Origin of the sequence: Kribbella sp. NPDC056345 (assembly GCF_042262745.1) — a bacterium.
Lineage (GTDB): Bacteria > Actinomycetota > Actinomycetes > Propionibacteriales > Kribbellaceae > Kribbella.
Genome location: NZ_JBHJQQ010000021.1, coordinates 1 through 14,086, shown reverse-complemented (window position 1 = coordinate 14,086; position 14,086 = coordinate 1). Strand labels below are relative to the sequence as shown.

Sequence of the window (14,086 nt, the reverse complement as noted above, 5' to 3'; positions counted from 1 at the left end):
CGCCCGGCGTACCGCCAACCCTATCCCGACAGCCGGTCGGCAATCGATCACCAACAGTTGCACGTTCCTGCAACTTCCAGCGATCGCTTCGGGACCTTCCGTCACCTAGAATCACCTGTTTGTATCAGACTTTTTCGGGGAGGCAGTACGTGAACAGGTTCGGCGCGACCGTGACAGCAGGAGCCCTCCTCCTGTCCCTCGCAGCCTGCGGCAGCACCAACAGTCCCGCCGCAGTGGACACACCCACCCCACTCGTCCCGACCTCGACACCCACCCCAACGCCCACCGCCGACCCGACCGCGGCCGCCAAGACTCAGATCCTGGCCGCCTATGCGGCCTTCATCGGCGCCCTCGACAAGGGCTTCCGCGAGGGCGGCGTCAGCTATCCCTACGAGAAGTTCATGGCCGAAAGCGCCCTCCAAACCACCAAGAACCACATGACACTCGTCAAGGGGTTCCACCGGGCCAAGGTCACGGGCAGCATGCGACTGACAGAGTCCCGCATCAGCGACCTGTCTCTGAGCACCAAGCCCCAGACGAGCACCGTGACCGCCTGCATCGACGACAAGTACACAGCCGTCAGCCGCAAGACCGGCAAGACGATCGCGGCACCCGGCGGCAAACTCAGCCGGATCGACAAGCTCAAGCTCATCAAAGGCAAGTGGATGGTAGTCAAGACCCACACCGACTCGGCCTCGTACGGATGCACCAAATGAACCGGCTGATCGCGGCCGTCACAGCAGTCCTTCTCATCGCGGGTCTTCAGATCGCCACCACCGCCGCGCACGCCGCGACCACCGGGTGCGTCCCTTCGCTGAATGCCACCGACACGGACACGACCGGCGACCTGAAATGCCGGCGCCCCACGACGAAGCCCGGGGGGACCGACAAGACGAAGTGGACAAAGGGCGGGAAGCCGCCGTTGTGTGTCTGGGTACCGCAGCCCGACTACGTCCCGCTGCCCGGCGAACCTGCAGCCGGCCCGGACGGCCAGTGGTACGCCCACTACTGCCGCTTCGGCGAATTCGACACCCTCGCCCAGTTCGAAGCCGAGATGGCCGGCTGGGACGACTACGACAACATCCGACGCAACGAGATGATGCGCCGCGCCGGCATCAGGTTCGAGTTCTTCAAGACCCCACCCGAAACTCGCCCGACCGCCGAACAAGTCATGCACTACATCGCCGACACCATCCCGTTCCCCGAGACCCACCTCGCGGTGAACCCCAAAGCCGGCGAGAACAAGGTCAACTTCCCCACCTGGGTCTGGCTCACCAACGCCAACGGCCAGTACGACCCAGCGACGTACAAACCACAAGCCAAAACCATCAGCCTGTTCGGCTACGCCCTCCAATGGCAGATCGTCCCCGAACTCGCCATCGACCCCGGCAACGGCGCCGACCAGCCCACTTGCGACGGCATCGGCATCCCCTACTCACCCGACGCCAACCCCGCCGACGCCTGCACCGTCACCTACAACAGCGCCGGCACCTACACCCTCACCGCCGCCATGAGCTGGGCAGTCAAGTGGCAGCTCGGCGGCGTTGACCAGGCCGACATCCAAGGCCCCACCAACACAGCCACCCTTCCCATCACCGTTAAAGAAGTCCAGACCGTCGTCCGCTAACCAGCAGGCGTCAACCACAGAAGCGAAGCGAGGAACCGATGAACGACATGGTCGGCGGTAGCCTGCCGGAAATGGACGCCCTGAAGGCCAAGCTCGAAGCCTTCAAGAACGAACTCGGCCAGCTCAAGACCGCCTCCACCAAGGTCGTCAGCAGCACCACCTGGAAGGGTAAGTACGCCGACGACTTCCGCGTCGCCTGGCAGCAGTGCCAGAAGAACATCACCAACATCGAAACAGACCTCAACAACGCCTCCACCGCAGTCCAGAAGAACCGCCAGGCCATCGCCCAGGCCACCGGCAGCTGAACCACAACACCCGAAGCCGGCCAGCCACCCGCTGGCCGGCTTCGTCATACCCCCGCACACACATGCCCCGGAAACCTGCCACCAGTTGCACTTTCCTGCAACGTCATGCGATCAACCGAAGACCCACCGTCACCTAGAATCAAGTGTCTGTATCAGGCTTTTCGGGGAGGCAGTACGTGAACAGGTTCGGCGCGACCGTGACAGCAGGAGCCCTCCTCCTGTCCCTCGCAGCCTGCGGCAGCGGCACCAAACCCGCCGCAAGCACAACGAATACCCCACTAGCCCCAACCTCCACGCCCACCCCAACCCCCAAGGCCGACCCGACCGCAGCGGCGAAATCCCGGGTCCTGACCACCTACGCGGCGTTCATCGTCGCGCTCGACAAGGGCTACCGCGAAGGCGGCGTCACCTACCGGTACGACCAGTACCTGACCGGAAAATCTCTCGAGACGGTTACGAACCAGATCACGTTCCTCAAGGGTTTTCATCATGCCAAAGTCACCGGTAGCTCCCGGCTCGTCGAATCCCGCATCAGCGCGCTATCGCTGAGCACCAAACCGCAGACCGCCACCGTGACTGCCTGCATCATCGACAACCTCACGGCAGTCAGCGGCAGGAACGGCAAGACCATTGCGAAGCCGGCCGGCAAGCTCACCCGAATCGACAAGCTCAAGCTGGTGAAAGGCAAGTGGATGATCTATTCCACCTTTGCCGACTCCCCGTCGGTCGGGTGCGCCAAATGAGCAGACTGGCCGCGGGCGCTGCCGCACTGCTCCTCCTTGCAGGTCTTCAGGTCGCCGCCGGCACAGCCGCCGAGGCCGCAACTGCGTGCGTCCCCGCGGGCTCGATCTACACGACCGGCACGGATGCGTCGAGCGATCTCACATGCCAGAGCAACAACGGGAAGAAGCCGAAGACCGACAAGACGAAGTGGACCAAGGGCGGCAAGCCACCGTTGTGTGTCTGGGTCCACCAACCCGACTACGTCCCCCTGCCCGGCGAACCCGCCGCCGGCCCGGAAGGCCAGTGGTACGCCCACTACTGCCGCTTCGGCGAATTCGACACCCTCGACAAGTTCGAAGCCGAAATGGCCGGCTGGGACGACTACGACAACATCAAACGCAACGAATGGATGCGCCGCGCCAGCATCCGATACGAGTTCTTCAAAACCCCACCCGAAACCCGCCCCACCGCCGAACAAGTCATGCACTACATCGCCGGCACCATCCCGTTCCCCGAGACCCACCTCGCGGTCAACCCCCAAGCCGGCCACAACAGAGTCAACTTCCCCACCTGGATCTGGCTCACCAACGCCAACGGCCAGTACGACCCAGCGACGTACAAACCACAAGCCAAAACCATCGCCCTGTTCGGCTACGCCCTCGAATGGCGAATCGTCCCCGAACTAGCCATCGACCCCGGCAACGGCGCCGACCAGCCCACCTGCACCGGCATCGGCATCCCCTACACACCCGACGCCAACACCGCCGACGCCTGCACCGTCACCTACAACGCAGCCGGCACCTACAACCTCACCGCCACCATGAACTGGACAGTTCAATGGACCCTCGGCGGCGAAGCCCAGCAAAGCATCCAAGGCCCCGACAACACGGCGACCATCCCCGTGACCGTCAAAGAACTCCAGACCGTCGTCCGCTAACCAGCGGCCGTCAACCACAGAAGCGAAGCGAGGAACCGATGAACGACATGGTCGGCGGCAGCCTGCCCGACCGCCAGGCCATCGGCAGCTGAACTACACAAGCCGTCCGAGCGTTCTGCAGACCTGCAGCGCCGCTCGGACGGCTTCCTGGTTAGCTCACTTGGTGGGACTGCTGGGTTGCGACGTCGCCGAACTGCTCGGTGTGTACGGCGCGTAGGTCTGAGTCGGCTGAGACGGCAACTGAAGCGCCTTGACCACCTGCTGCAACAGCATGATGGAGTCGGCGACAGCGTTTCTGCCCTTACCGGGGCGATAGAGCTTGATGTCGACGAACCAATCACCAACGATTGCCTTGGCGACCGCTCCCTTGCGCAACTCCCCGGTCTTCTTGCCTTCGAGCCGGCTCTCAAAGGCCGGCTCGGCGAACCCTGTCGGCCCTCCCGCCGGGAGCACTGTCCACTGGGGCTTCGGACTCTTCAGTTGCCATTCGATGAGGCCGCCGTCGCTCCCGCGCCCCACCACCTGCACCTCGAGGTTCGGTAACGATCGCTCGTCCGCAAACACAGTGCAGCCTGCGATGCTCACCGGCTGCCCGCCGCGCCGCCCATTGAGTGATCCCTGTGTGCTCAGGTTAGGGCTTCCCAACGCTGCAACAGTGTCCGCCTTGGGCAGGAACCCACACAGCACGTCGCCCGAGACACCGAGCGTGGAGTACGTGGTCGGCTCAGCTCGCGGCTCGTCGCCCCGACAGCCCGCCAGCGCGATACATCCCAGCAATGCGAGCATCGCTCCACATGCCCTGTGCACAGGAGCCCGACCCGTCACGATGAAAGCTTGTTCGGCCAATCGAGGCTGTACGGAAGGTTGATGTTCTCGCGGATCCACCGGTTTCCTCCATAACTGTCGGCCCAGGTCCGGTACGCTTCGCTCGCCCTGTCGAACTCGAGAGGCTCATCCGCGATCCACCGGCCGTCAGGTCCGCTGTGGCCCTTCAACGCAGTTGGCGGCGGCGGAACATAGGTTTGTCCCTTGGCCGCTTTGTTCGCGGCCGCGAAGTACTCCGGACGCATGTAGCCCGACCGCAGCAGCAGGGTCCGAGCGTTGTCTTCGAGGGCCACCTGACTCATCTGGTCCATCTCGTCGTAAACCTGCTGGGCTGTGCCCTTCGGCGCTTTGCCGATCTCCTCGATTGCCCGGCTCTGCAACTCGCCGATAGCGTACTTGGTCCACTCGCCCACCGATGTTCCGATGCTGAAGACAGGCAGGGATGCCAGTGCACCCAAAGTCTTCGCAGTCAGCTCTCGCTGCCGCTTCACCGCTTCCTCGGCCTTGAGATCCCCCGCGTACCCCTTCTGCACTACCCAGCTGAGCACATGAGATGTCTGTGCACCCGCGTTCTCCATCAAGGGGATAGCATCCCCTCGAATCATCATGACCGGCGTGTGCGGATTATCTCTCAGTGACTTCTGCAAGGCGTACTGAAACCTGATCTGTCCAGCCGCGAGTACCCCAGCGGCGACGATTTGGATGTCCGACTCGTTCTCGCCCACTCTGGCGATGATCGGCGCGAGCACTGCTGGATCGAGTTTGACTCCGAACGGTTGGCCCGGTGGAAATACGCCGTAGTCCGTGCTGGTGATCCACGATCCTCCAGGTGAATCGGCCTGGGGGTTCTTCACACCATGCATGCGGAAGATGCTCGGCATGTACGAGGCGATGATCTTGGCCATCGAGTCATGTCCAACAGGCATCCCTCGCTTGCTGTCGTTCACCATGGGCGTCCCGACCAGGGCAAAGGTCTGAGCCGCAATCTCCGCTGAGATACGTCCGTGCGCCTGCTGATCGCGCCATTCCAGAGTCGCAGCTTCCAAGGCATGCCCCAAACCGTCTCCGGCTCCCCAACGTCGGTCCTGCAACAGATAGGCCAGGCGGCCGTTGACCAGCCTGCCGGTCTCAGGAAGGGCATCGACATTAGCCGCCTGCGGGTTGCCGACATCGAAGAAGTCCTGGGCCGCCTGCGGATTGTGCGACAACCCCTCGAGCAGGTTGGCCAACGGATCGTCTCCGCCGGCAGCGGACGGAAGAAGCGGACGCGGTGTTCCGTGCAGTTCGGTCCAGTCCTTCCTCTCGCGTCCGCTGAGTGATCGCTCGTAGTCATAGACACCGGCCGCGACGGTTCTCAGAAAGGGCGTCGAGAACGTGCCGTATCGAAGTACCACTGACGCCGCAAACCCCAAGGGCTCCTTGGTGATGGTGTCGAGCCAACGTGTCGCATAGTCGCCGGGCAGCGCCAGTTCGCCAGTGTTGCGCGTCGCCGTGGCCAGCGTCGTCCCTACGCCGTTCAGCAGTTGCGTGTACCGCTGCTCCCACTCTTGAATGAAGGCAAGTCTGATTCCATCCATCCGCGGCCCTTGGCGCAACCTGGACATGTCTCGAACCATGGAGCCAAGTTCGCTCGGTGTGATATTTCGGGCGAATCCGGCGGCGAAGTACGGGTCGCTCTGGTTGCGGTGGATCTCGGCGACGAGCTCCGGGGACGGATGGTTGCCCGCCTCCTTGAGCTTTTTGGCCGCCTCAGCACCTTTCGCGATGGCGATGTCGGGTGGAAGGGTCGAGATCTGCGAGTCGTCAATCGCCACGACCGGCTGAAAGCCGCGGGTCTGTGCTTCGATCTGTTGAGCCATCGCAAGCCGACGGCGCAAGCCCGGGATCTGCTCCCGGACCCAGCTCGCGGTCGTCTTGAGTTTCCGAGCTTGGGCGCCGGAGGCGAGAACACGCTCACTGGTACTCCGGATCGAGGCCGCAGATCCCTCAAGGGTGGTAGCCGCCGCGGTCATACTTTGAACGAGTGAGGCCATCGCCTTCAGGTCGATGCTCGAAACTACCGGCACAATCGCCTCCGGCTCACAGGTTGCGCCAGCGCAGTTGCCATGCGCCTGGCGGCACCTGGTCGGGTTCCTTGTCGTGAATCGCACGCAGGTCCGCGACGGCGGCCTGAGCGCTCTGCCGCGCAACAGTGGTGTGCCCAGCCAGATCAGCGCCGAACGACGACGAGGTCCCGCCGGTCCAGGCATTGGCCCCGAATGCCTTCTTGGCCGCGTCAAGGGCGGTCGCGGCAGCGTTGGCCGGCCCTTGAACCGCAGTCACGGCACGACTCACGGCAGCCTTGTACGGATTCGGTACTCCGTCGGTCATCCGTTCCTCCCGTCAGTCGCTCAGCGTCACGCCGAGGCCGTCCATTGTCTCGTATCTCCCGGTGCGACAGGGACGATCATCGTTCAAATGCTGTTGCACGTTCCTGCAATTGGATCAGCGGTCCGGGAGGGCTATCTGGATTCGGGTGTATTGGCCGTTGGTGATGTGGAGGGCTCGGCCGGGTGGGTTGCCGGCGGGGAGGCCTTGGGGGAGGTTGAGGGCGAAGAGTTCGGCGTCGTCGTATTTTTCGGGGCTGAGGACGATGCCGGAGCGGGACTTTTTCATGGCTACTACGGGGCCTCGGTACATGGAGGAGAGGTCGCCGGAGGTGCCGGCGGCTATGACCAGGTTGCCGGTGTCGCGGAGGAGGGCTACGCGGGCTTCGAGGAGTTCGGCGAGGGGGGTGTCTTGGCCTAGGAGTTCGAGGTCGTCGATGACGATGGCGTGCGGGGTCTTCAGGGTGTCCAGTACGGCGGCCACTTCGTTGCTGTCGGCATCGGCTCCGAAGACGCCGGCTACGCCGTCGGTGCCGAGGTAGTCGCGGAGGGGGCTGCGGCGGGGGGTGATGACGGCGAGTTGCCAGCCTCGGGTGAGGAGGGAGGCGGACATGGTGCGGAGGGTTGTACTGCGGCCGGAGCGGGGTGGGCCGATGACGACGATGCCGGGGCCGTGCTCGTAGGCGTCGAAGGTGCGGAGGGCGAGGGTGTCGCCGCCGACGCCGACCGGTACTTCGGCGCCGCCCAGCGGGCGGGCTTCGAGGGCGAGGGCGTCGGAGAGGGTGATCGAGGCGGGGAGGGCGTCGACGCGGAACGGGCGCCGGGCGGGGGCGAGGTCGGCGACCGGAGTGGCTTGGGCGGCGATCTCGTGCAGGGCGGCGACCTGCGCCGTACCCTCGTCGTCTTCGGTGAGCAAGGCGATCTGGGTCTCGCGCAGGCCGCTGGCCCGGAAACCGCGGCCGGGTGCGAGGCTTGACGGCAAGTCCTTCAGCAGCATGCCGATCATCAGGTAGTCCGACGGATCGGTCATCCGGAGCAGCAGGCGGTCTTCGAGCAGCGCGGAGACGCGGCCGACGAGGGCGGTGCGGTCGGCGGTCATGATCACCTTGATGCCGACGGCTGCGCCTTCCTGGAGGATCGTGAACCAGGCCTCGAGCAGCCGGCCGCCGTCGGTGGTTTCGAAGGCGGAGACGAAGGCTTCCCAGCGGTCGAACAGTACGACGATGTACGGCAGCCGGTCCTCCGCAGTACTACGGCGTCGCTGCTCGGCGATATCGGCGTACCCGCTCGACGCGAGCAACTGCTGCCGGCGGCCGATCTCGGCCTGCAGACGCGCGGTCAGCCGGGTCAGGCGGTCCAGCTGGTCCCGGGACACGACTGCGCCGGTGTGCGGCAGGCTGACCAGTGGGAGCAGGGCGTTGTTCCCACAGTCCACGCCGTACAGGTGGACGTCAGCCGGTTCGATCAGCCGACCGATCGAACCGGCGATCGCCCGGAGCGCGGCCGAGCGACCACTGCGTGGCGCACCGATGATCGCCAGCGGGCTCGACGAATTCAGGTCGTACGTCGCCACCGCGCGCGACTGCTCATCCGGTACGTCGGCCAGCCCGAACGGGATCGGCGGCAGCAGACCCTCTGTCTCGGCCGGAGCACTCTCCAGCGACGCCAGTGTCAGACGGCTCGGCAACGGCGGTAGCCACGGACTCGGCGGTGTGGCCACCCCGGAGATCCGGGCGGCCTCCTGCAGGCTCTGGACGAGCAGCGCGAGATCGGTCAACGCCGGTACGTCGTCCTCGTCCGGAGCGAGCGCCGTACCGATCGCTCGCCCGAATTCGTCCCAGCCCACCGGACGCGCGGCGACCGCCGCCGTCACGAGGCCGGGCCGCCGGCCGCCGACTCGCGCGGTCTGGAACGGCACCAGTGACGAGTGCCCGAGCCGCGCGTAGGCACGGCCCGGTGTCGCCTTGGCGATGTACGCCGCATCCGGCGCCTCGATCACGTCGTCGCTGTCACCTGCGTCGGTCACCCGGAGCGCGATCCGCAGGTTGGTGTTGGCCTTGATGTCGTTGGTCACCACACCGGCGGGGCGCTGGGTGGCGAGCACGAGATGGACGCCGAGCGACCGGCCGCGTCGGGCGATGTCGACGATGCCGGTGACGAAGTCGGGCAGCTCGGTGATCATCGCCGCGAACTCGTCGATGACGATCAGCAGCCGCGGCATCGGTTCGTCACCAGGACGCCGCTGCTCGAGGTACTCCTCGATGTCCTTGGCATCCGCCTGCTTCAGTTGCCGCTCGCGCCGGTGCAGCTCGGCGGCCAGCGAGGCGAGAGCGCGCGTGGTGAGATGGCCGTCAAGGTCGGTCACCATACCGACTGTGTGCGGCAAGTGGTTGCAGTCCTTGAACGCCGCCCCGCCCTTGTAGTCCACGAGGACGAACGACATCTCGTCCGGACGGTTGCCGATAGCAAGGGATGCGATGATCGTCTGGAGCAGCTCGGATTTACCGGCGCCGGTCGTGCCCGCGATCAGACCGTGTGGCCCGTCGCGGACGATATCGACCGTGAACAGGCCGTCGGCCCCTTCGCCGACGATCGCCTGAGTGGTGCGCCCGTGATCGAGCCAGTGCCGCGCGATCAGCGCCGGTTCGGGCTCGTCCATTCCCAGCACGCCGAGCAGGCGGCTGGACGGCGGCAGGGTGTTGGCGTCGTCGGCGCCGGACACGTCTCGGATCGGCGACAGCGAGCGCGCCAGCCGGTCGAGCCACTGCTCGCCGACCAGGTCCGCACGGATGCCGTCCACAACCGTCGCTCCGGTACGGCGGAGCCGCCACCACACGCCGTGCGGAGCCAGCACCGCCTGAGCCTCGTCCGGAAGCTGACGCTCGTCCGCGTCCAGGCAGATGAAACGAACACCGACAGCGGGACCGTCGCGCAGCAACCCCACCACTCCGGGGAGCAGCCGCAGCCGCCGGGCGCCGTCCATGATCACGACGATCTGCTCCGCAAAAGCCGTCTGCTGGCCCAGCGGCCCGCTCAACGACTTGCGCCGGCTCTCGACGATGGCAGCCAGCTCGGCGATCCGTCGTCCGGTGGTCTCGTTGTCGGTACCCAACCAGCTCAGGTAGCCGGCGTCCGCCGTACCGCGCAAGTGCGGCAACCACCGCGTCCAGTGCCAGAACGCGCTCGACTCCGGCGGGCACAACACCATCAGCCGAAGGGTCTGCGGACTGTGCAAGGTCGCGAGCTGGCCGGTCAGCCATGCTCCGAGCCGCTGCGATTCACCACCTGCTCCAGCAATACCGAGTACGCCGACCGTTGCCAACGGCACCGTGGCCGGCACATCGGGAGCGGTCCAGGTCTGCGCCCGCCGATGGCTGTCGCGAGACGGCTCGTCGACGCGAACCTCACTCGGCAGATCCGCCGTACCGACCCGCAGGTCGAGCCAGTCAGGGTCAGTGACCCGGCGCTCCCACAGCCGGGCCCTGGGACCGGTGGCCAGGAGCAGCAAGCCTGCTGGATCCAGCTGGTCGCGTCGCCGGGCGTTGCGCTCGGCAACGAGTGCGACCATCGCGTCGCGTTCGATCGCGGCCTTCCGCTCGCGGTACTCGACCATCTGCTGCCGGTACGACGTCTTGCCCTCGCGCCTGCTCTGGAGGTACTGGCCGAGGTACATCAGCGGAGACAGCAGACCGAACAGCAGCATCGTCGGCTGCCGCATGATGATCGCCAACGCGATCGAGCCGACCATCGGCAGCGACATCATCAGCAGTGGAAAGCTCTGCCGGTGCGCCTTCTGCGGCTCCGACGGCAGCACGAACTCGGTCTGCAGCGGTGCCGGCAGCAGTCGTGGCGGCCGGTTGAAATCGAGCGTGCCACCGCTGGGGTTGGGCGACAGCGACGCATCCGGTGACTCCACTGCGGAGAGCGCGAGGAGCACCGGCCCGACGGCCAGTTGCGAGCCGAGGGGCCACGGCGTACCCGACCAGCGGCTAGTCGAATCCAGCGGCCGGCGATCCAGCTCGACCAGCGACGTGCGGGCGGCAGCAGTCGCCGTACTGTTCGCATCGGTTCCGATCATGACCGGGCCGGCAGCGGGGTCGTGCGGGCGGTCGGGGCCGGGAACAGAGTCTGCGACCTCGGGCCGGAGAGTCACCGCTGCAGTGGTGGACACCGTCAGAGTGCCGACCAGAGCCGGTAGCTCCGGGACTTCCAGCCGTACGCCGGCTGCGGCGGCCGAGCCCAGCGTGTACTCGCCGATGCCGAGCCGATGGACAGCTCCGGCGCCCGGTCCGCTGACCACCCGGACCTCCACCAGTCCGTGCGGCTCAGGCGGTAGACAGCCGCGGGAATCACCAACGCTGACTACGGTCCCTTCCCGCAACGGCGACTCCGCGAGCGCGAGGTGTGGGTCGATCACCCGCCCGTCCACGTAGAGGGGGACGTCCGGTGCGATTCCGCGCAGATTCGTCACCGTTGCGGTGCCGGGAATCCGAGCAGTGTTGCTCACTGCGGCGAGCAGTCGTGGCACCACTGCGGCGACCTTCGTGTCCGGCTCGGCTTCGAGGAGCACGTCCGCGCTCACACCCCGCACGGGGTCGACCACCGTGAGCACCACTCGCATCAGTCACTACCCCGTCCGCGTTGCACCAATAGTCAGACAGAGACTACGACGCGTCAGGCCCCACGACGCAGCGAAAGGGCGCTGCCGGTACCTGCAACTCCGTGCAATCGTTGCCAGCTGGGTTCGTCGTACCAGAGGGAGTGCGGATCGAGGTACGGCGCCAGGGCCGCGCTCACCTCTGGGTCGTCCGCCGCGTTTAGATGGCCGGAGGCGATTCGGTAGGTGATGCCGGCCAGGAAGTCGGCGATCTGGACCCGGTGGTCGACGAAGGAGTCCAGCTGCTCGATGGTGGCGATCGCTGGGCTTGCCTGGCGGAGGGCGGTGATTCGGGCCGGCGAGAGGGTGGTCTGGCGGTCGTGGGCGATCAGGACCGGGGCGCCGTCGGTCCAGTGTTCGGCGGCTCGGATGATCGCGGGGAGTAGTGGGTCGAGGCGCGGCAGTACGGCGGTCTCGTGGGCTCGGATGAAGTCGTTGGCCGCGTCGAGGAACTCGCGGGCTTCCTCGGTACGGCGACAGGCGTCGTACAGGAAGGGGATTGCCTCCGGGCTTGCGCCGAGGCGGTCGACCAGGCCGGTGATCAGGAAGTAGGTCTTGTCGATCACGAAGACGCTGGCGTTGCCGGGGAGCGGGCCGTCGGGGCCGAGGAACCACAGCAGGGTGGCGCGATGCTTGGCGCGGAGGAGGTGGTTGGCCTTGTACATGGTGGCGGGCGATTTGATGCGGTCGCGGAGCTCGGCGACGCAGGCTGCCGCGGTCGCCTCGTCGAGGCGGATGCTCGCGTGCGCGAAGACATCTGTGACGCCGCCGACGAGCTTCTCGCCCTCGTACCCGGACTCGTCACAGACGATGGTGGTCGGCACACGTCGACTCTCTCACCGGGCACAACCGGATTTCCAGCGACGAACGGCAGTCGCGGGTGGGGCGCGGTGTTCCCGAGTCGCCCTCCCAAGCCTCGGCCGAACCCCGGACCACCACCCGCGACCACGTCCAGAACGCCGTACTCCCTGCACTGCTCGATCTCACTCCCCCAACGAGATCGACCACCACCTGCAGCGTGCCCGGCGTTCCCTCCCCCCTGCTGACTACAGCGTGCCACCGCCCGCGGAGCGTGCCAATCGCTCTCCGTATGAGGTTGTTGTGTACTCAACCTCACCCCGGGGGTGAGTCACCAGCTGGTGTTCATCGGTTTGCCTTCTGCGTAACCGGCGGCGGTCTGCAGGCCGACAACTGCCTTCTCGTGGAACTCGGCGAGGTTCGCGGCGCCGACGTACGTACAGGAACTGCGCACGCCGGAGACGATCGAGTCGAGCAGGTCCTCGACACTCGGACTCTCGGGGTCGAGGTACATCCGGGCCGACGAGATCCCCTCCTCGAAGATCGCCTTCCGGGCCCGCTGGAACGGGGTGTCGTCGGCAGTCCGCAACCGCACTGCCCGGGCGGACGCCATACCGAAGCTCTCCTTGTAGATCCGCCCGTCGCTGTCGCGATGCGCATCACCGGGTGACTCGTACGTCCCGGCGAACCATGAGCCGATCATCACGCTCGAAGCCCCAGCGGCCAGCGCCAGCGCGACATCGCGCGGATGCCGTACGCCGCCGTCCGCCCACACATGCTTGCCCAGCTCGCGCGCTCGCGCTGCACACTCCAGTACGGCGGAGAACTGCGGGCGGCCGACTGCCGTCTGCATCCGCGTCGTACACATGGCTCCTGGTCCGACGCCGACCTTCACGATGTCCGCGCCGGCCTCGACCAGATCGCTCACACCCTCCGCGGTCACCACGTTGCCCGCAACGATCGGCACCTCCGGGCTGAGGCTCTTCACCATCCGCAGCACCTCGAGCATCCGCTCCTGGTGTCCGTGCGCGGTGTCGATGACCAGTACGTCGATTCCGGTGTCCAGCAAGGCTTTTGCGCGCTGCTCGACGTCCCCGTTGATCCCGATCGCCGCCGCGACCCGCAGACGCTGCTGAGCGTCCAGCGCCGGCTCGTACAGCGTGGCCCGGAGCGCCCGCTGCCTCGTGAGAATCCCCACGATCGTCCCGGCCTCGTCCACCACCGGCGCCAGCCGATGCCGACCGTCGTGCAACTGGTTGAACGCCGCCTCCGGATCGATCCCCGCCGGCACCGTCAGCAACTCCCGCGACATCACCGCATCCAGCTGCGTGAACCGATCCACCCCAGCACAGTCCGCCTCGGTGACAACCCCCACCGGCCGCCCCCGGTCAACCACCACCACCGCCCCATGCCCCCGCTTCGGCAGCAGATTCAGCGCCTCCCCCACCGTCCCCGACGGCGGCAACACCAACGCCGTGTCGTGCACCGGATCCCGTTCCTTGACCCAGGCAACAACCTCCCCCACCACATCCACCGGAATATCCTGCGGAATCACCGCCAGCCCACCACACCGCGCAATGGTCTCCGCCATCCGCCGCCCCGACACCGCAGTCATGTTCGCCGCCACCACCGGAATCGAAGCCCCACTCCCGTCCCCGGTCGAAAGATCCACATCCAGCCGCGACGTAACCCGGGACCGGCTGGGCACCAGAAACACATCACTGAACGTCAGATCCCCAGCAGGTTCCCGATCATGGTGAAACCGCATGGCCCATCCCTTCGCCGACAACCTCGCCAGCCTGGCACGCCCCACCAACCCTCACAAGAAGAAGCCGGCCTCCACCGAGT

Annotated in this window: 11 protein-coding genes; 5 read left to right on the top strand and 6 right to left on the bottom strand. The window is 66.2% G+C overall.

The window, feature by feature from the left end:
- Positions 1–149: 149 nt before the first annotated feature.
- From ACFCV3_RS39815 to ACFCV3_RS39795, 5 genes are all read left to right on the top strand, one after another.
- On the top strand, positions 150–716 hold the full coding sequence (locus ACFCV3_RS39815) for a hypothetical protein (RefSeq protein WP_376039891.1): 567 nt from the start codon (positions 150–152) through the stop codon (positions 714–716).
- Positions 713–1,627, top strand: a complete 915-nt coding sequence (locus ACFCV3_RS39810) for a hypothetical protein (RefSeq protein WP_376039888.1) — start codon at positions 713–715, stop codon at positions 1,625–1,627. Before ACFCV3_RS39815 ends, ACFCV3_RS39810 begins: the two co-directional genes overlap by 4 nt.
- A gap of 71 nt (positions 1,628–1,698) precedes the next feature.
- Positions 1,699–1,932: a hypothetical protein gene (locus ACFCV3_RS39805; protein WP_376039885.1), complete on the top strand. Its 234-nt coding sequence runs from the start codon at positions 1,699–1,701 to the stop codon at positions 1,930–1,932.
- A gap of 176 nt (positions 1,933–2,108) precedes the next feature.
- Positions 2,109–2,675, top strand: a complete 567-nt coding sequence (locus tag ACFCV3_RS39800; RefSeq protein WP_376039882.1) for a hypothetical protein — start codon at positions 2,109–2,111, stop codon at positions 2,673–2,675.
- On the top strand, positions 2,672–3,592 hold the full coding sequence (locus ACFCV3_RS39795; protein ID WP_376039880.1) for a hypothetical protein: 921 nt from the start codon (positions 2,672–2,674) through the stop codon (positions 3,590–3,592). The genes ACFCV3_RS39800 and ACFCV3_RS39795 overlap by 4 nt, the downstream gene beginning before the upstream one ends.
- A 156-nt stretch (positions 3,593–3,748) precedes the next feature.
- Here the strand turns inward: ACFCV3_RS39795 and ACFCV3_RS39790 are convergent, their stop codons facing one another.
- The 6 genes from ACFCV3_RS39790 to ACFCV3_RS39765 all read right to left on the bottom strand — a co-directional run bounded on the left by ACFCV3_RS39790 (position 3,749) and on the right by ACFCV3_RS39765 (position 14,006).
- Complete coding sequence (locus ACFCV3_RS39790; protein WP_376039877.1) at positions 3,749–4,378, bottom strand: hypothetical protein; 630 nt, start codon at positions 4,376–4,378, stop codon at positions 3,749–3,751.
- A gap of 35 nt (positions 4,379–4,413) precedes the next feature.
- Complete coding sequence (locus ACFCV3_RS39785; RefSeq protein ID WP_376039875.1) at positions 4,414–6,483, bottom strand: hypothetical protein; 2,070 nt, start codon at positions 6,481–6,483, stop codon at positions 4,414–4,416.
- Between the two features lie 13 nt (positions 6,484–6,496).
- Positions 6,497–6,787, bottom strand: a complete 291-nt coding sequence (locus ACFCV3_RS39780; RefSeq protein ID WP_376039873.1) for a hypothetical protein — start codon at positions 6,785–6,787, stop codon at positions 6,497–6,499.
- A gap of 114 nt (positions 6,788–6,901) precedes the next feature.
- Entirely contained in the window at positions 6,902–11,404 is a 4,503-nt protein-coding gene (locus ACFCV3_RS39775) for an FtsK/SpoIIIE domain-containing protein (RefSeq protein WP_376039871.1), read from the bottom strand.
- Positions 11,405–11,457: 53 nt separating this feature from the next.
- Positions 11,458–12,264: a hypothetical protein gene (locus tag ACFCV3_RS39770; protein WP_376039868.1), complete on the bottom strand. Its 807-nt coding sequence runs from the start codon at positions 12,262–12,264 to the stop codon at positions 11,458–11,460.
- A gap of 305 nt (positions 12,265–12,569) precedes the next feature.
- A complete protein-coding gene (locus ACFCV3_RS39765) occupies positions 12,570–14,006 on the bottom strand; it encodes a GuaB1 family IMP dehydrogenase-related protein (RefSeq protein ID WP_376039865.1) in 1,437 nt (478 codons plus the stop codon).
- Positions 14,007–14,086 lie beyond the last annotated feature (80 nt).